Genomic DNA, 16,730 nt, shown 5'->3' on the forward strand with positions numbered 1-16,730 from the left:
GGCACAGGTTCAAGGACCTCAGGAGCGACTCGGGTTGCCACCGGGCTGACAGGGGATGGTAGCTAATCATCTCCCTGTGGAGAGACACAAGGAGCGACTTCAGTCGCGATCATAGGCGCTGCCATCGTCATCGCGACTGAAGTCGCTCCCACCGCGATGAACCACAAAAAAGCCCGGCGCCACCGAAGTGGGCCGGGCTTTTTATTCCGGCTCGCGCGGAGCCGGATGCCGGGAAAGCGCCGTTTACGCTTCCTTGGCTTCCTTCATGGACAGCTTGATGCGGCCACGCTGGTCCACGTCCAGGACTTTCACCTTGATGATGTCGCCCTCGTTGACGTAGTCGGTGACCTTCTCCACGCGCTCCTCGGCGATCTGGGAGATGTGCAGCAGGCCCTCGGTGCCCGGCATGATCTGCACGAAGGCGCCGAAGTCCACCACGCGCATCACCTTGCCTTCGTAGATCTTGTCGATCTCGGCCTCGGCGGTGATCTCCTCCACCCGGCGCTGGGCCTCGGCGGCCGCTTCGCGGGTTTCACCGTAGATCTTCACGCTGCCATCGTCCTCGATGTCGATGGTGCATTTGGTCTCTTCGGTGAGAGCGCGGATGGTGGCGCCGCCCTTGCCGATCACGTCGCGGATTTTCTCCGGGTTGATCTTCAGGGTGATCAGGGTGGGCGCGTTCTCGGACACCTGGCTGCGCGATTCGCTGATCGCCTTGCTCATTTCGCCGAGGATATGGAGGCGGCCTTCGCGGGCCTGGCCCAGGGCCTTCTCCATGATTTCCTCGGTGATACCCTCGATCTTGATGTCCATCTGCAGGGCGGTAACACCGCGCTCGGTGCCGGCCACCTTGAAGTCCATGTCGCCGAGGTGGTCCTCGTCGCCAAGGATGTCGGACAGCACCGCGTAGCGACCGTCTTCTTCCTTGACCAGGCCCATGGCGATACCGGCCACCGGAGCGCTCAGGGGCACGCCGGCATCCATCAGCGCCATGGAGGTACCGCACACGGACGCCATGGAGGAAGAACCGTTGGATTCGGTGATCTCGGACACCACGCGAATGGTGTACGGGAAGTCCTGCTCGTTGGGCACCACCGCTTCCACGCCACGGCGGGCGAGACGGCCATGGCCGATCTCACGACGCTTGGGAGAGCCGATCATGCCGGTCTCGCCGACGCAGTACGGAGGGAAGTTGTACTGCAGCATGAAGTGGTCCTGACGGGCCCCTTCCAGCGCGTCGATCAGCTGGGCATCGCGCATGCCGCCCAGGGTGGCGGTGACGATGGCCTGGGTCTCGCCACGGGTGAACAGGGCGGAACCGTGGGTCTTGTTGAGCACGCCCACCTGGCAATCGATGGGACGCACGGCGTTCAGGGCACGGCCGTCGATACGCGGCTTGCCGGACACCACCGCTTCGCGGACCACGCTCTTCTCGATCTTGCCGAACAGGTCCTTCACTTCGCCGGCTTCCGGCGCGCCGTCCTGCTCGGTGGCGAACTCGGCCACGCAGGCATCACGCAGCTCGCCGACTTTCTGCTGACGGGACATCTTGTCGGTGATGGTGTAGGCCTCGGCCAGCGGGGCCTGGTATTTGCTCTGAATCACCGACTTCAGCTCGGTGTTTTCCGGGGCCGGCTGCCAGTCCCAGGCGGGGGTGCCCACCTCGGCGGCGAACGCCTTGATACCCTCGATCAGGGCCTGCATTTCCTGGTGGCCGAACAGCACGGCGCCCAGCATCTGGTCTTCGCTGAGTTCCTCGGCTTCGGACTCCACCATCAGCACGGCGGCTTCGGTGCCGGCCACCACCAGATTCAGGTTGGAGGCTTCCAGCTCGGAGTAGCTCGGGTTGAGCAGGTAGAAACCGTCCTTGAAGCCCACGCGAGCGGCGCCGATGGGGCCGTTGAACGGAATGCCGGAGATCGCCAGGGCGGCGGAGGTGCCGATCATGGCGGCGATATCCGGGTCCTGGTTCTTGTCGGAGGACATCACCGTGGCCACCACCTGGACTTCATTCATGAAGCCTTTCGGGAACAGCGGGCGGATCGGCCGGTCGATCAGGCGGCAGGTGAGGGTTTCTTTCTCGCTGGGCCGGCCTTCGCGCTTGAGGAAGCCCCCGGGAATGCGCCCGGTGGAGTAGGTCTTTTCCTGGTAGTTCACGGTCAGGGGGAAGAACGGCTTGTTCGGATCCGCTTCTTTCTTGCCAACCACGGTGACCAGTACCTGGGTTTCACCAATGGTCACCATCACGGCGGCGGTGGCCTGGCGGGCGATGCGCCCCGTTTCCAGCACCACGTTGTGGTCGCCGTATTGAATTTCCTTGCGCACTATATTGAACATATCGCTTCTCTTCGTTTCGTCGTCTCTTTTCTTCGACTGCGCGACGTTGCTCTCTCGTCGCTATCGCTCATGCTTTCCGTTACATGCCGGGGCATCATAACCCGGCGCTGGCCGGCACCGAAGCCTTTTAGCGGCCAGAAAACCACCACCCAGAAACAAAGGAAGCCCGGCACGGGGCCGAGCTTCCAATGTCACCAAGGTCAGGGGCTCGCTTAGCGGCGCAGGCCCAGACGCTCGATCAGCTTCAGGTAGCGATCGCGGTTCTTGCCAGCCAGGTAGTCCAGCAGCTTACGGCGCTGGTTTACCATGCGGATCAGGCCGCGACGGCTGTGGTGATCCTTGTGGTGATCCTTGAAGTGACCTTGCAGCTGGTTGATGTTCTCGGTCAGCAGGGCGATCTGAACTTCCGGGGAACCGGTATCGCCTTCTTTGAGGCCGAAGTCCTTCAGGATTTGTGCTTTTTGCTCGTTGGTCAAAGCCATGATCATTGCTCCAATATGCAGTTCATGTCACGGTCGGCCGTGCATATTTACAGCCGCCGCCTTCAGGAAACCAGACGACGAGGGGCGATCCGCCCGTCCTCCAGTACTTCACCGACACCCATGAAGGTGTCCGTGGAAGCTTCATAAATACTGACCCAGCCGTCCAGCGGCCGGTCACTGGTCATCACCGGCTGCCCCTGACGCAGGTAATACGCCGAGGTCTCGCCCAAGGCAACGCGCGGCCAGTCTGCCACGCTGGTGGATAAAGGCAAGAGCAATTCATCAATCGCCTCGAAGCCACCGGCGGCCTTGATTTCGCCAAGCTGCTCCAGGGTCAGCATGCGCTCCGCCGGGTAAGGGCCGGCGGACAGCCGCCGCAGAGCCGCCACATGGGCGCCGCAACCGAGCATCTCGCCCAGGTCCTCGACCAGGGAGCGCACATAGGTGCCCTTGGAACAGGCCACCTCGAAACTGACCCGGTCGCCCTCTTCCAGGCGCGCGTCACTGATCTCGTGAATCGTGACCCGGCGCGGCTTGCGCTCCACGGTGATGCCCTCGCGGGCCAGTTTGTAGAGCGGCGTGCCGTTGTGCTTGATCGCCGAGTACATGCTCGGCACCTGCTCGATCTCGCCCAGGAAACGATCCAGCGCTTCCAGCACCCGGGCCTCGGTGACCTCCACCGGCCGGGTTTCGCGAACCTCGCCGTCGGCGTCGCCGGTTTCCGTGCTCACGCCCAATTGGGCGGTGACCTGGTAACGCTTGTCCGCGTCGAGCAGAAACTGACTGAACTTGGTCGCCTCGCCGAAACAGATCGGCAACATGCCGGTGGCCAGAGGGTCCAGGCTCCCGGTATGGCCGGCCTTCGCGGCGGCGAACATCTTCTTGGCCATCTGCAGGGCACCATTGCTGGTTACGCCCTGGCTCTTGTCGAGCAACAGAATGCCATTGAGATTACGACCTCCACGGCGCCGTCTTCCCACTGTTCTTGCTCCGTGATCAATCGTTATCGGGGTTGGTGTCGTCTTCCGGGCGCAATTCCCGGTCCTCGGCGCGAGCTTCGTCGATCAGCTTGGACAGCTCCGACGCCCGCTCCGGGGTCTTGTCGTAGTGAAACCGCAGGCGCGGCGTGATGCGGGTGTTCAGCGTCTGGGCCAGCGCCGTGCGCAGGAAGCCGGCGGCGCCGGACAGCACCTGCTCCGCCTCCAGGCCGGCGTCCTCGCCCTCGCCAAGCAGCGTGAAATACACGTCGGCGAAGGCCAGATCCCGGGCCACGGTCACGTCCTGCACCGTCACCAGCCCGACCCGCGGGTCCTTCAGTTCAAACTGAAGCACCCGGGACAGCTCGCGCTGGATCTGGTCGGCGACACGGTCGGTGCGCTGAAAACCACTGGGGCGACGATGACGGCTCATGGCTGGGCGCGCCTACAGGCTGCGCGCCACCTCCTTCACTTCGAACACCTCGATCTTGTCGCCTTCCTTGACGTCGTTGTAGCTCTTCACGGCGATGCCACACTCGATACCGCTGCGAACTTCCTGGACATCGTCCTTAAAGCGGCGCAGGGATTCCAGCTCGCCCTCGAAGACCACCACGTCGTCGCGCAGCACGCGGATCGGGCGGTTCCGGTAGAGGGTACCCTCCACCACCATGCAGCCGGCCACGGCGCCGAACTTGGAGGAGCGGAACACATCCCGCACCTCGGCGACACCGAGGATCTCCTCGCGTTTCTCCGGCGCCAGCAGACCGCTCATGGCCTGTTTGACGTCGTCGATCAGCTCGTAGATCACGCTGTAGTAGCGCAGGTCGATGCCTTCCTGCTCGCACAGCTTCTTGGCCTTGCTGTCGGCACGCACGTTGAAGCCGAGCAGTACCGCCTCGCTGGTCATCGCCAGGTTGACGTCGGATTCGTTGATCGCGCCCACGCCGGCGGACACCAGGCTCACCTTCACTTCGTCGGTGGACAGGTCGTTGAGCGCGCCGATCAGTGCTTCCAGGGAGCCGCGCACGTCGGTCTTGAGCACGATATTGACCTGGCTGGCCTCGGCGCTGCCCATGTTCTCGAACAGGTTCTCCAGCTTGGAGGCCTGCTGACGCTTGAGCTTGACGTCGCGGTCGCGATCCTGCCGGAATTCCGCCACTTCGCGGGCTTTCTTCTCGTCCGGCACCACCTGGATCTGCTCGCCGGCTTCCGGCGCGCCGTCCAGACCCAGCACCTCCACGGGAATGGAGGGGCCGGCTTTTTTGACCGGTTGACCGTTTTCGTCGACCAACGCCCGGACACGACCATAGTGCGCGCCGGCCAGCAGCATGTCGCCGACATTAAGCTCACCGGATTGGATCAGCACGGACGCCACGGTGCCACGGCCTTTCTCGACGCGGGACTCGATCACCACGCCGCTGGCCGGGCCTGAATCCGGCGCCTTGAGCTCCAGCAGTTCCGCCTGCAGCAGCACCGCTTCGAGCAGATCGTCGACACCCTGGCCGCTGTGCGCGGACACGTTAACGAACTGATACTCACCGCCCCATTCCTCGGGGATCACGTCCTTGCCGGCCAGTTCATTCTTGACCCGGTCCGGATCAGCGCTTTCCTTGTCGATCTTGTTGACCGCGATGATCAGGGGAATACCGGCCGCCTTGGCGTGGTTGATCGCCTCCTCGGTCTGCGGCATCACACCGTCGTCGGCGGCCACCACGATGATGGCGATGTCGGTGGCCTTGGCACCGCGCGCGCGCATCGCCGTGAAGGCGGCGTGGCCCGGGGTATCCAGGAAGGTGATCATGCCCTTGTCAAGCTGCACATGGTAGGCACCGATGTGCTGGGTGATGCCCCCGGCCTCGCCGGCGGCCACCTTGGCCTTGCGGATGTAATCCAGCAGCGAGGTCTTGCCGTGGTCCACGTGGCCCATGATGGTCACCACCGGGGCGCGCGGCACTTCATCCACGCCGCTGTAGTCCGCCAGGTTGGCCAGATCGTCTTCCAGGGCTTCTTCCTCGCCTTTCACCGGCTTCGGCGTATGGCCCATTTCCTCGGTGAGCAGTACCGCCGTTTCCTGGTCGATGTACTGGTTCACGGTGGCCATCTCGCCCATCTTCATCATCGCCTTGATGAGTTCCTTGGACTTGATGTTCATGCGCTGAGCCAGCTCGGCCACGGTGATGGTCTCGGGAATCTCGACGTCGTATACCATTTTCTCCGTGGGGCTCTTGAACCCGTGCTGTTTGTTCATGGAGCTGCGCATCTGGCCGTGGGCCACGCCACCACCGCGGGGCTTGCGGCGGCGACGGCGGGATTGCCGCTCCTCGGTACGGTAGCCGGCTTCCACGGCGTCGCGAACAATGGACGAGCCTTTCTCTTCTTCCTCGTCGCTCTTTTCCTGTTCCTGTTCGCCGCCGCGCTTCTCCAGCTCCTCGGCGATACGCTTGGCTTCCTCGGCGGTGCGCCGGGCGGCCTCTTCCTCGGCTTTCTGGCGCTGCTCGGCTTCCTGCTTGCGGCGTGCTTCCTCGGCTTCGCGCTGCTTGCGCTCCTCGGCCTCACGCTGCTTGCGTTCTTCCTCGGTTTCTTCCTTCTGCGCCTTCTTGCCGGTCTTGGGCACGCTGGCACGCTTGGCTTTTTCCTGGGAAGCCTTTTCTTCCTCGGCCTTGCGCTCTTCCTCGGCGCGGGCCTTGGCTTCCTGCTCGCGACGCAGGGCTTCTTCTTCCTCCGCCTTGCGCCTGGCCTCTTCTTCCTCGGCCTTGCGCTTCGCTTCTTCCTCGGCCAGGCGCGCCGCTTCTTCCTCGGCGGCCTTGCGCTCGGCTTCCAGGCGCTCTTCTTCCTCGATCGCCGCGCGCTTCACATAGGTCCGCTTCTTGCGCACTTCCACATTCACGGTCTTGGCCTTGCCCGCCGCGCCGGTGGTCTTGATGGTGCTCGTGGAACGACGCTTCAGGGTGATCTTGCTGGGCTCCGACGACTGGGCACCATGGGACTTGCGCAGATGCGCGAGCAGCTGCTGCTTTTGTTCATCGGAGACCCCATCACCAGCGTCGGTGTGCGGCAGCCCGGCTTCCTTCATCTGCGTAAGCAGTGTATCCACCGGAATGCCAACCACGTCGGCCAGTTTTTTTACGGTCGTTTCTGCCATGTCAGCAACACTCTCCTGTCCGCTTCTTGGTGACGCCCTGCTTTCTCCGACGGAGGTTACTCGCCGGCTTCCTCACCTTCGAACCAGGGGGCGCGAGCGGTCATGATCAACTGGGCCGCGCGCTCTTCGTCCATCCCTTCGATGTCGAGCAGGTCATCCACCGCTTGTTCGGCAAGGTCTTCCATGGTGACGATGCCTTTGGAGGCCATCTCCACCGCCAGGTCACGGTCCATGCCGTCCATGTTCAGCAGATCGTCGGCGGGTTCGGCCTGTTCGAATTTTTCCTCGGACACCAGGGCCCGGGTCAACAGCGCATCCTTGGCGCGCTGGCGCAGCGCTTCGACGATATCCTCGTCAAAACCCTCGATGGCCAGCATCTCCTCGGTGGGCACGTAAGCCACTTCCTCAAGGGAGGAGAAACCTTCCTCCACCAGCACGGCGGCCACGTCCTCGTCCACGTCGAGGAACTCCATGAAGGTTTCCAGGGCCTGTTCGGCCTCTTGCTGCTGCTTGTTCTCCGCCTCGTCAATGGTCATCACGTTCAGTTCCCAGCCGGTCAGCTCGGAAGCGAGACGGATATTCTGGCCGCTGCGGCCGATGGCCTGGGCCAGGGCGGATTCGTCTTCCACCGCGATGTCCATGGTGTGGCTTTCCTCATCGACGACGATGGAGGCCACTTCCGCCGGCTGCATGGCGTTGATTACCAGTTGCGCCGGATTGTCGTCCCACAGGACGATGTCGATGCGCTCGCCGGCCAGTTCGTTGGACACCGCCTGCACGCGCGCGCCGCGCATGCCGACGCAGGCGCCCACCGGATCGATGCGCTGGTCGTTGGTCTTCACCGCGATCTTGGCGCGGGAACCCGGATCACGGGCGGCGCCCTTGATCTCGATGAGCTCCTCGCCGATCTCCGGCACTTCGATCTTGAACAGCTCGATGAGCATTTCCGGGCAGGCGCGGCTGGCGAACAACTGCGGGCCCCGGTTCTCCTCGTTGACGCCCAGCAGATAGGCGCGCAGCCGGTCGTTCTGGCGCACGCTTTCGCGGGTAATCATGTGCTCGCGGGTGATCAGCGCCTCGGCGTTGCCGCCCAGGTCGAGCACGATGGCGTCACGGCTGGACTTCTTGACCACGCCGCTGATCAGTTCGCCGATGCGATCACGATATTCCTCGATGATCTGCCGGCGCTCGGCTTCGCGCACCTTCTGCACGATCACCTGCTTGGCGGTCTGGGCGGCGATGCGGCCGAACGCCTCGGATTCGACTTCCTCTTCGTAGGTGTCGCCGATCCGGAGGCTCTTATCCTGCTCGTGGGCCTCATCCAAAGTCAGTTGGCGCCCGAACTCGAACAGCTCTTCGTCGGGTACCACGTGCCAGACGCGGAAGGTGCGGTAATCGCCGCTGACGCGATCGATTTCCACGCGGATTTCCACGTCTTCTTCCTTGAACCGTTTCTTGGTCGCCGCCGCCAGGGCCGATTCGATGGCCTCGAAAATTACATCGCGGCTGACGCCTTTCTCGTTGGAAACGGTTTCCGCTACCAGCAGGATCTCTTTGTTCATGGCCAGGCCTTTACCTATGTCTCCGGGGCGCGCTCAATCGAAGCGGGGCTGCAATCGGGCGCGGTCCACCTGACTGTAGGGAACACGCAGGGTGTCGCCGTCAAGCGTCACCACCAGCGTATCGCCATCCACGGCAACCAGGGTCGCCGTCATTTTACGCTTGCCCGCCACCGGAGCCAGCAGCTTGAGCTGCACGTCCTCGCCCAGGTAACGGTCGAATTGGGAAAGTTCGAAGAGGGGACGGTCCATGCCCGGGGAAGACACTTCCAGGTTGTATTCACCGGGAATCGGGTCTTCCACGTCCAACAGGCCGCTGACCTCATGGCTCACCCGTACGCAATCATCAACGGTGATGCCTTCGTCGTGGTCGATAAAAAGACGCAACACGGCACTGCGCCCCTGGAGGTATTGCACGCCCCAGAGCGTATAACCCAGGTCCTCGACCAGCGGAGCCAGCAGCTCCTTGAGTTGTTCAGTGCGTTTTGACATGTGCCTCTTTTCCGGCGCCACAAACAAAAAATGGGCATAACGCCCATTCCCACTAGCGACCCCGGTTGTGGATAGCAAAAAGCCCCTCTAGAGGGGCTTTTTGTTCTACGGAACCGGGATCGGCTCCGACAAGTGGTAGCGGGGGCAGGATTTGAACCTACGACCTTCGGGTTATGAGCCCGACGAGCTACCAGACTGCTCCACCCCGCACTTGAAATCGAGCGCAAATACTAAGGATTCGCGCGGGCCTTGTCAATCCGATTCGAGAAAAAAGTATTTATTTTTCCGAACCTTAACGAGTGCAAAACCCTTCCACATTTGCTGCCGAAGGCTGGGCGGGAAGCCCCGCTTCCCGCGCCAACGCAGCGGCGGGGATACCGCCCGCCGCGTCTCGGCGTTGGCCGGCAGTGCGGCCAAGAATCACAAGCGGGCTCCGCCAGGAACCCAACCTTATTTTGGTGCCGAAGGCCGGACTTGAACCGGCACGACCGTAAGGTCACTACCCCCTCAAGATAGCGTGTCTACCAATTCCACCACTTCGGCAAAGAACTCGCTTACTGCTCCGGCTGAGACGTGGTCTCATCCGGGGCCGGGGATTCTAACTCAGCCGCCGGCACATCTAAAGACTCTTTTTCGGATTCGGGCGAATCCATCGCCGGCACGTCGCCACCGGGCACGTCACTGGCGGCCGGAGCGTCCGTGGACGGCACCTCGGCACCGCTCTGATCCATGGCCGGCACGTCCTGCTCGTCCACGGATTCCAGCGCCGGCAGAATACTGCCGCCACCCGTGGCTTCCTGGCGGGCCATCCAGGCCAGGCCCAGGCTGGTGATAAAGAACACCACCGCGAGCACCGCCGTGGAGCGGGTCAGGAAGTTGGCGGAGCCGGCACTGCCGAACACGGTTTGCGAACCGCCGCCACCAAAGGAGGCGCCGGCGTCGGCGCCCTTGCCGTGCTGGATCAGAATCAGGCCAATAAGACCCAATGCCGCAAGCACGTGCACTACATGAAGCACAATATCCATAAATCAACCTGCCGCCCGACAAATGGCGATAAATTGTTCTGCTTTCAATGAGGCCCCGCCGATCAGACCACCGTCGATATCCGGCTGAGCAAATAGAGGGGCGGCATTATCCGCCTTTACACTGCCGCCGTAAAGGAGCCTCAGGCCGGCGGCCACCCCGGCGTCCAGATCGGCCACCGCGGCACGCAGCCGGGCGTGCACTTCCTGGGCCTGTTCAGGCGTCGCGGTAAGGCCGGTACCAATCGCCCAGACCGGCTCATAGGCCACCACCGCCCCGGCCAGAGCGCCCACGCCGGCGGCCTCCACCACCGCCATCAATTGCCGCACCACCACCTGCTCGGTCTGCTCCGCCTCCCGCTCGCGCAGAGTCTCGCCCACGCACAGGATCGGAGTGAGCCCGGCCTGTTGCGCGCGCAGGAACTTGCTGGCTACCCGGTCATCGTCCTCGCCATACAGCTCGCGGCGCTCGGAATGGCCGACGATGACGTACACGCAGCCCAGCTCCTTGAGCATTTCCGCGGAGACTTCACCGGTGAAAGCACCGTCCTCATGATCACAGAGATCCTGGGCGCCAAGCATGATGCCGCTGCCGTCCAGTGCCCGGCGCAGTGCCGCCAGGTACGGGAAAGGCGGGCACAGCGCCGCTTCCACGCCCTCGGTCATGACGCCGCGCAGAGCGGCGGCGACCTCTTCGACCAGCGCCAGCCGGCCATTCATCTTCCAGTTGCCCGCCACCAGCGGTGTTCTTGTCATGGGTCGACCCTCTTAAAACCGATCTCAGGCAATCGCCGTTTCCACCGCGTCCGCCAGGCGCCGGCACAGCCGTTCCACCTGGTCGGCGTCCTTGCCCTCCACCATCACCCGCACCAGGGGTTCGGTACCGGAGGGGCGCAACAGCACCCGGCCATTATCGCCCAGCTCCGCCTCCACTTCGCCCAGCGCCGCGCGCAGCCCATCGTCATCCTGATAGCGATCACGGTGAGCGCCACGTACATTGATCAGCGTCTGCGGCAACAGCGGCGCCTCGGTGACCGCCTCGCGCAGACCGCGCCCCTCGCGCCGCAAGGCATCGAGCACCTGCAGGGCCGCCACGGTTCCATCCCCGGTGGAGGTACGGTCCAGACAGACCAGGTGCCCGGAGGATTCGCCTCCCAGCAGCCAGCCACGCTGGTCCAGTTGTTCCATGACGTAGCGGTCGCCCACCTTGGCGCGAACGAACGGGATATCCCGGGCGCGCAGCGCCAGCTCAAGCCCCAGATTGGACATCAGCGTGCCGACCACCCCGCCCTCCAGGCGGCCGCGCCGGTGGCGGTCACGGGCGATGATGTACAGCAATTGATCACCATCCACCACCTGGCCCCGGTCATCCACCATGATCAGGCGATCGGCATCGCCGTCCAGGGCCAGCCCCAGATCCGCGCCCTCTTCCACCACCTGGCGGCGCAGTGCATCCGGGTTGGTGGAACCGCAGTCACGGTTGATATTGAAGCCGTCCGGCTTGTTGGCCATGGGCACCACCTCGGCGCCCAGCTCCTCAAGCACATCCGGCGTAATGTGGTAGGCGGCGCCGTTGGCGGTATCCACCACGATCTTGAGCCCGCCCAGGTTCAGCCCCGGCGCGGTGCTTTTGCAAAACTCGATGTAACGCCCACGGGCATCATCGATCCGCCGCACCTTACCAAGCTTGTCGGTGGGCACCACCGATATCGGCTCGTCGAGCATGCGCTCGATGTCCGCTTCGATCTGATCGCTGAGTTTGCGCCCATCGTCACCAAAGAACTTGATGCCGTTATCGGTATAGGCATTGTGCGACGCGGAAATCACGATGCCCGCCTGGGCATGCAGGGTGCGCGTGAGGTAGGCGATGGCCGGAGTGGGCATCGGGCCGAGCAGGCGAACATCCACGCCGGCGGCGGAAATACCGGCTTCCAGGGCCGACTCGAACATATAGCCGGAGATGCGGGTGTCCTTGCCAATCAGAATCTTGCTGCTGCCCCGGGCGGCCAGCACCCGGCCCGCGGCCCAGCCCAGCTTGAGCACGAAATCCGGCGTGATCGGCGGCTCCCCAACCGTGCCGCGAATGCCATCGGTTCCAAAATACTTGCGACTCATCCCTTGCCTCCTCTGCCAGGGGTTTCCCGCGTCCGGCGCGCGTCGCCGCCGGGCCGCGTTCAGCGTTTCTTATATTGGTTCACGGCGTGGGCGAAACGCACGCCGTCCAAAGTGGCCTTGACGTCATGGGCGCGCACGATCATCGCGCCCCGTTCCACGCACAGTACCGCCGCCGCCACCGAACCCGGCATGCGCTCGTCCACGGGACGGTCCAGCACCTTGCCGATCATGCCCTTGCGCGACAGGCCCACCAGGATGGGCAGATCCAGGACACGAAGCTGCTCGAGCTCGGCCAACAGGCGCAAATTATGCTCCAGGGTCTTGGCGAACCCGAACCCCGGGTCCACCAGCAGCTTGTCACGGGCAATACCAGCGGCCACGCAGGCCTCCACCCGCTCGCGCAAAAAGGCGATCACCTCGGCGGTGACATCCTGGTAGCGGGGATCGTCCTGCATATTGCCGGGTTCACCACGCATGTGCATGACACATACCGGCAAACCGGTGGCGGCGGCAGCCTCGAGGGCGCCGGGACGGCGCAGGGAGCGCACGTCGTTGATCAGACCGGCGCCGGCGGCGGCGCAATCGCGGATCACCGCCGGGGTACTGGTGTCCACGGACACCAGGGCATCCAGCTCCCGGGTGAGCGCTTCCACCACCGGAATCACGCGGTCCAGTTCTTCCTGCTCGGAGACCGGCTCGGCCCCGGGGCGGGTGGATTCACCGCCCACGTCGATGATCGCCGCCCCGTCCGCCAGCAGGCGTTCCGCCTGGCGCAGGGCTGCGTCCCGCGAGGTATAGCGGCCGCCGTCGGAAAAGGAATCCGGGGTCACATTGAGGACCCCCATAACGAGGGGCGCGGACAAATTCAGTGTCCGCGCCCCACAGGTCAGGCTGGTTGTCGTCATTGAAGCCCGGTCGTCAGTGCGTGTTCGCCGGACCGCCGATGGCGTCGTCGCCGGGCTTGGCGTCACCGGTGCTTTCGTCGCCCTTGGAGGAAGCGCCGCTGCCACCCGGGCCCTGGTCGCGCCAGTCACGGGGCGGACGGGGTTTGTGGCCAGCCATGATGTCGTCGATCTGATCGGCATCGATGGTCTCGTACTGCATCAGCGCCTCGGCCATCAGGTCGAGCTTGTCCCGGTTGTCCTCCAGGATCTGCTTGGCCCGCTGGTAGCAGCTATCGATGATGGCACGCACTTCGCGGTCGATCTCCTCGGCGGTCTGCTCGGAGACGTGCTTGCGCTGCGACATCTGCTTACCGAGGAACACCTCGCCTTCGTCTTCCTCGTAGGCCAGCGGCCCCATCTTCTCGCTCAGGCCCCATTTGGTGACCATGGCACGGGCCATCTTGGTGGCGCGCTCAATATCGTTGGAGGCACCGGTGGTGACCCCGTCGAAGCCCAGCGTCATTTCCTCGGCCAGGCGACCGCCGTACAGCGAGCAGATCGAGGACTCGATGGCGCGCTTGGACTGGGAGTACTTGTCCTCCTCGGGGAGGTACATGGTCACGCCCAGGGCGCGGCCACGGGGAATGATACTGACCTTGTAGACCGGATCGTGGTCCGGCACCAGCCGACCGACGATGGCGTGGCCGGATTCGTGATAGGCGGTGTTCAGCTTCTCTTTCTCGCTCATCACCATGGAGCGACGCTCGGAGCCCATCAGGATCTTGTCCTTGGCCTTCTCGAACTCCTCCATGCCCACCACGCGCTTGTTGGCGCGAGCGGCGAACAGGGCGGCCTCATTGACCAGGTTGGCCAGGTCGGCGCCGGAAAAGCCGGGCGTACCACGGGCCAGCACGCTGGCGTCCACGTCCTCGCCCACCGGAACCGGGCGCATGTGCACCTTGAGCACCTGCTCGCGACCGCGCACGTCCGGCAGCGGCACGGTGACCTGACGGTCGAACCGGCCGGGGCGCAGCAACGCGGGGTCGAGCACGTCCGGACGGTTGGTGGCGGCGATCACGATGATACCGTCGTTGGCGTCGAAACCGTCCATCTCCACCAAAAGCTGGTTGAGGGTCTGTTCACGCTCATCGTGACCACCGCCCACGCCGGCGCCCCGGGAGCGGCCCACGGCGTCGATCTCGTCGATGAAAATGATGCACGGCGCGTGCTTCTTGGCCTGATCGAACATGTCACGCACGCGGGAAGCGCCCACGCCCACGAACATTTCCACGAAATCGGAACCGGAAATGCTGAAGAACGGCACCTTGGCCTCACCGGCGATGGCCTTGGCGAGCAGGGTTTTACCGGTACCCGGCGAGCCCACCATCAGCACGCCGCGCGGAATCTTGCCGCCGAGGCGCTGGAATTTGGCCGGATCACGCAGGAACTCCACCAGTTCCTGCACTTCTTCCTTGGATTCCTCCACGCCCGCCACGTCGGCGAAAGTGGTCTTGATCTGGTCCTCGCCCATAAGGCGGGCCTTGGACTTGCCGAACGTCATGGGCCCGGAGCCGCCCTTGCCGCCACCCTGCATCTGACGCATGAAGAAGATGAAGATCGCCAGGATCAGCAGAATCGGCAGCACCGACAGGAACAGCTGGGTCAGGAAACCCTGGCGCTCCGGCTCCTTACCGGTGACCTGCACGTCGTTCTGGATCAGGGTGGGCATCAGGTTGGTGTCCATGGCCTGCGGCTTGACGGTCTCGAAGCGGGTACCGTCCTTCATCTGCCCGGAAATGCGGGTGCCACCGATGGTCACCTGATCCACGTTGCCGCTCTCCACGTTATGAATGAACGAGGAGTAGTTCAGCATTTGCTGCGACGGCTGCGGATTGATGCTGGAGGCGACTACGTAAAGCACCCCGGCGATCACCAGCCACAGCACGATGTTCTTGGTCATGTCGTTCAAGGGAGACCTCGACTTACTGGGCGCAATTGCGCGTACTGACAGACTTGCAACTCTACACTACTTCAGGATGGACCCCAATTGGTACACCTCGGTAGAGCGCGGCCGGCTGGCCGCCGGCTTGCGGCTGACCACCTTCTTGAAGGCGCCTTGCAGGGTGCGGCGATACTCGTCGAACCCTTCGCCCTGGAACACCTTGACCAGGAACATCCCGCGCGGTTGCAGCACATTGACCGCCATATCCAGTGCCAGTTCGGCGAGATACATGGCGCGGGGCAAATCCACGGCCTTATTACCACTCATATTGGGGGCCATGTCCGACATTACAAGGTCGACTTTCTGCTCACCCAGCAATGCGGTTATTTGCGTATACACATCCTGTTCCCGAAAATCCCCCTGCACGAAGGAGACGTCCGGAATGGCGTCCATGGGCAGAATATCGCTGGCCACGACGGTACCGCGTGAACCCACCAGGCGGGCCGCTACCTGGGACCAGCCGCCCGGGGCCGCCCCCAGGTCCAGCACGCGCATGCCGGGGCGGAACAGCTTGTCCTTCTCGTGGATTTCCAGCAACTTGAAGCTGGCCCGGGAGCGATACCCCTCGGCCTGGGCCTTCGCCACCCAATGGTCGTCGAAGTGCTCCCTGAGCCAGCGCTGGCTGCTTTTTGATCGGGCCATCGGTCACCACTGCGTCGAGATCGGTTGGTTTCAGGCGCGCACGGCTCTAGAATGGCGCCCCCGTTTTTGGAGAAGATCATGCCCCTGAGCCCGTTGGACAAGAAACGCCTGCGCCGTATCGGCCACCACCTGAAACCGGTGCTGCTGTCCGGCGACAAGGGCCTCAGCGAAACCTTCCTGGAAGAACTTCAGGGCCGCCTGGAAGATCACGAGCTGATCAAGGTAAAAATCAGCGCGCCCACCCGCGATGACCGCGCCCGCATGATCGACGAGCTCTGCGAGCAAAGCGGCGCCGAACTGGTGCAGCGCATCGGCAACATCGCCCTGCTCTACCGCGCCGCCGCCAAGCCTAACCCGAAGCTGTCCAATATCCTGCGGGCCAATGAAAGCTAGACGCCTGACGCTGGACGCCGGACGCTACAACCCGGTGCGGATGGCATTGGCGTGTTTGCCTGAAAGGTTCAGCTCGATGCAGGCAGGAAACACGTCGCACCTATCCGGTTAAGGGTTCTCAGCGTCCGGCGTCCAGCGTCCAGCCTCAGAGATGCTCCACCTTGTCCACTTCGTATTCCTTGACCCCGCCCGGGGTCTCGATCTGCACCACATCACCTTCCTCGCGACCGATCAGGCCCCGGGCGATGGGTGAATTGACGCTCAGCTTGCCGTTCTTGATGTCGGCCTCGTCGTCACCGACGATCTGGTAGACCTTCTCCTCGTCGGTGTCCACGTCGACGATGGTGATGGTAACGCCGAAAATCACCTTGCCAGTATTCTGGATACTGGTGATGTCGATGATCTGGGCATTGGAGAGCTTGCTCTCGATGTCCTGGATACGGCCTTCGCAGAAGCCCTGCTGTTCGCGGGCGGCGTGGTACTCAGCGTTTTCCTTCAGATCACCGTGTTCACGGGCCTCGGCGATGGCCGCGGAGATGCGCGGCCGGTCTTCCCTCTTGAGCCGCTCCAGCTCGCGGCGAAGCGCGTCGGCGCCGGCCACCGTCATGGGAAAGCGTTGCATAGGATTAACCTCTTTTGTCGTCCTTGGGGCCGCCCCGAAGGAAACGGCCCTCGGGACGGCA

At 63.5% G+C, this 16,730-nt stretch carries 15 protein-coding genes and 2 tRNA genes; 1 reads left to right on the plus strand and 16 read right to left on the minus strand.

The genetic code is table 11. The annotated features are described in order from the left end of the window. Window positions 1–243: 243 nt before the first annotated feature. From pnp to rlmE, 15 genes are all read right to left on the minus strand, one after another. Window positions 244–2,337 (minus strand): polyribonucleotide nucleotidyltransferase, encoded by a 2,094-nt coding sequence (gene pnp / locus ACLD02_RS15285; RefSeq protein WP_203105784.1) that lies wholly within the window; start codon window positions 2,335–2,337, stop codon window positions 244–246. A 212-nt stretch (window positions 2,338–2,549) separates the two neighbouring features. Continuing rightward, complete coding sequence (gene rpsO / locus ACLD02_RS15290) at window positions 2,550–2,819, minus strand: 30S ribosomal protein S15 (RefSeq protein ID WP_203105785.1); 270 nt, start codon at window positions 2,817–2,819, stop codon at window positions 2,550–2,552. 62 nt (window positions 2,820–2,881) lie between these two features. Continuing rightward, window positions 2,882–3,799: a tRNA pseudouridine(55) synthase TruB gene (gene truB / locus ACLD02_RS15295; protein ID WP_203105786.1), complete on the minus strand. Its 918-nt coding sequence runs from the start codon at window positions 3,797–3,799 to the stop codon at window positions 2,882–2,884. Between the two features lie 16 nt (window positions 3,800–3,815). Next, window positions 3,816–4,229 carry a 30S ribosome-binding factor RbfA gene (gene rbfA / locus ACLD02_RS15300; RefSeq protein ID WP_203105787.1) on the minus strand — a complete coding sequence of 138 codons (414 nt, stop codon included), beginning with the start codon at window positions 4,227–4,229 and terminating at the stop codon, window positions 3,816–3,818. 12 nt (window positions 4,230–4,241) lie between these two features. Continuing rightward, a complete protein-coding gene (gene infB / locus ACLD02_RS15305) occupies window positions 4,242–6,938 on the minus strand; it encodes a translation initiation factor IF-2 (protein ID WP_203105788.1) in 2,697 nt (898 codons plus the stop codon). 56 nt (window positions 6,939–6,994) lie between these two features. Continuing rightward, complete coding sequence (nusA, locus tag ACLD02_RS15310) at window positions 6,995–8,500, minus strand: transcription termination factor NusA (RefSeq protein ID WP_203105789.1); 1,506 nt, start codon at window positions 8,498–8,500, stop codon at window positions 6,995–6,997. 33 nt (window positions 8,501–8,533) lie between these two features. Then, the gene (gene rimP / locus ACLD02_RS15315) at window positions 8,534–8,989 is read right to left on the minus strand and encodes a ribosome maturation factor RimP (protein ID WP_203105790.1); all 456 of its coding nucleotides are present in this window, start codon (window positions 8,987–8,989) and stop codon (window positions 8,534–8,536) included. A 133-nt stretch (window positions 8,990–9,122) separates the two neighbouring features. After that, window positions 9,123–9,199, minus strand: a tRNA-Met gene (locus ACLD02_RS15320). Between the two features lie 246 nt (window positions 9,200–9,445). Continuing rightward, window positions 9,446–9,532 (minus strand) — tRNA-Leu (locus ACLD02_RS15325). Between the two features lie 11 nt (window positions 9,533–9,543). Continuing rightward, on the minus strand, window positions 9,544–10,014 hold the full coding sequence (secG, locus tag ACLD02_RS15330) for a preprotein translocase subunit SecG (protein ID WP_203105791.1): 471 nt from the start codon (window positions 10,012–10,014) through the stop codon (window positions 9,544–9,546). A 3-nt stretch (window positions 10,015–10,017) separates the two neighbouring features. Beyond that, on the minus strand, window positions 10,018–10,767 hold the full coding sequence (gene tpiA / locus ACLD02_RS15335; RefSeq protein WP_203105792.1) for a triose-phosphate isomerase: 750 nt from the start codon (window positions 10,765–10,767) through the stop codon (window positions 10,018–10,020). A gap of 24 nt (window positions 10,768–10,791) precedes the next feature. Beyond that, on the minus strand, window positions 10,792–12,126 hold the full coding sequence (glmM, locus tag ACLD02_RS15340) for a phosphoglucosamine mutase (RefSeq protein WP_161385586.1): 1,335 nt from the start codon (window positions 12,124–12,126) through the stop codon (window positions 10,792–10,794). 59 nt (window positions 12,127–12,185) lie between these two features. Then, the gene (folP, locus tag ACLD02_RS15345; RefSeq protein WP_410299095.1) at window positions 12,186–13,031 is read right to left on the minus strand and encodes a dihydropteroate synthase; all 846 of its coding nucleotides are present in this window, start codon (window positions 13,029–13,031) and stop codon (window positions 12,186–12,188) included. Between the two features lie 13 nt (window positions 13,032–13,044). Further along, complete coding sequence (gene ftsH / locus ACLD02_RS15350) at window positions 13,045–14,970, minus strand: ATP-dependent zinc metalloprotease FtsH (protein ID WP_202553116.1); 1,926 nt, start codon at window positions 14,968–14,970, stop codon at window positions 13,045–13,047. Window positions 14,971–15,036: 66 nt separating this feature from the next. Further along, the gene (gene rlmE / locus ACLD02_RS15355; protein ID WP_410299096.1) at window positions 15,037–15,654 is read right to left on the minus strand and encodes a 23S rRNA (uridine(2552)-2'-O)-methyltransferase RlmE; all 618 of its coding nucleotides are present in this window, start codon (window positions 15,652–15,654) and stop codon (window positions 15,037–15,039) included. A 78-nt stretch (window positions 15,655–15,732) separates the two neighbouring features. On the opposite strand from rlmE, the gene ACLD02_RS15360 reads away from it, so the two are divergent. Further along, window positions 15,733–16,047 carry a YhbY family RNA-binding protein gene (locus ACLD02_RS15360; protein WP_161385589.1) on the plus strand — a complete coding sequence of 105 codons (315 nt, stop codon included), beginning with the start codon at window positions 15,733–15,735 and terminating at the stop codon, window positions 16,045–16,047. A gap of 145 nt (window positions 16,048–16,192) precedes the next feature. On the opposite strand, the gene greA is transcribed toward ACLD02_RS15360, so the two are convergent. Beyond that, complete coding sequence (gene greA / locus ACLD02_RS15365; RefSeq protein ID WP_161385590.1) at window positions 16,193–16,669, minus strand: transcription elongation factor GreA; 477 nt, start codon at window positions 16,667–16,669, stop codon at window positions 16,193–16,195. Between the last annotated feature and the right edge of the window lie 61 nt (window positions 16,670–16,730).

Origin of the sequence: Alloalcanivorax sp. C16-2, from assembly GCF_046507615.1 — a bacterium.
Classification (GTDB): domain Bacteria; phylum Pseudomonadota; class Gammaproteobacteria; order Pseudomonadales; family Alcanivoracaceae; genus Alloalcanivorax; species Alloalcanivorax marinus_A.

Coding starts and splice junctions, on each gene's coding strand:
- folP (WP_410299095.1), bottom strand. CDS start 13,031: ATGACGACAACCAGCCTGACCTGTGGGGCGCGGACACTGAATTTGTCC.
- infB (WP_203105788.1), bottom strand. CDS start 6,938: ATGGCAGAAACGACCGTAAAAAAACTGGCCGACGTGGTTGGCATTCCG.
- secG (WP_203105791.1), bottom strand. CDS start 10,014: ATGGATATTGTGCTTCATGTAGTGCACGTGCTTGCGGCATTGGGTCTT.
- rlmE (WP_410299096.1), bottom strand. CDS start 15,654: ATGGCCCGATCAAAAAGCAGCCAGCGCTGGCTCAGGGAGCACTTCGAC.
- ftsH (WP_202553116.1), bottom strand. CDS start 14,970: ATGACCAAGAACATCGTGCTGTGGCTGGTGATCGCCGGGGTGCTTTAC.
- greA (WP_161385590.1), bottom strand. CDS start 16,669: ATGCAACGCTTTCCCATGACGGTGGCCGGCGCCGACGCGCTTCGCCGC.
- pnp (WP_203105784.1), bottom strand. CDS start 2,337: ATGTTCAATATAGTGCGCAAGGAAATTCAATACGGCGACCACAACGTG.
- rimP (WP_203105790.1), bottom strand. CDS start 8,989: ATGTCAAAACGCACTGAACAACTCAAGGAGCTGCTGGCTCCGCTGGTC.
- glmM (WP_161385586.1), bottom strand. CDS start 12,126: ATGAGTCGCAAGTATTTTGGAACCGATGGCATTCGCGGCACGGTTGGG.
- tpiA (WP_203105792.1), bottom strand. CDS start 10,767: ATGACAAGAACACCGCTGGTGGCGGGCAACTGGAAGATGAATGGCCGG.
- rpsO (WP_203105785.1), bottom strand. CDS start 2,819: ATGGCTTTGACCAACGAGCAAAAAGCACAAATCCTGAAGGACTTCGGC.
- rbfA (WP_203105787.1), bottom strand. CDS start 4,229: ATGAGCCGTCATCGTCGCCCCAGTGGTTTTCAGCGCACCGACCGTGTC.
- ACLD02_RS15360 (WP_161385589.1), top strand. CDS start 15,733: ATGCCCCTGAGCCCGTTGGACAAGAAACGCCTGCGCCGTATCGGCCAC.
- nusA (WP_203105789.1), bottom strand. CDS start 8,500: ATGAACAAAGAGATCCTGCTGGTAGCGGAAACCGTTTCCAACGAGAAA.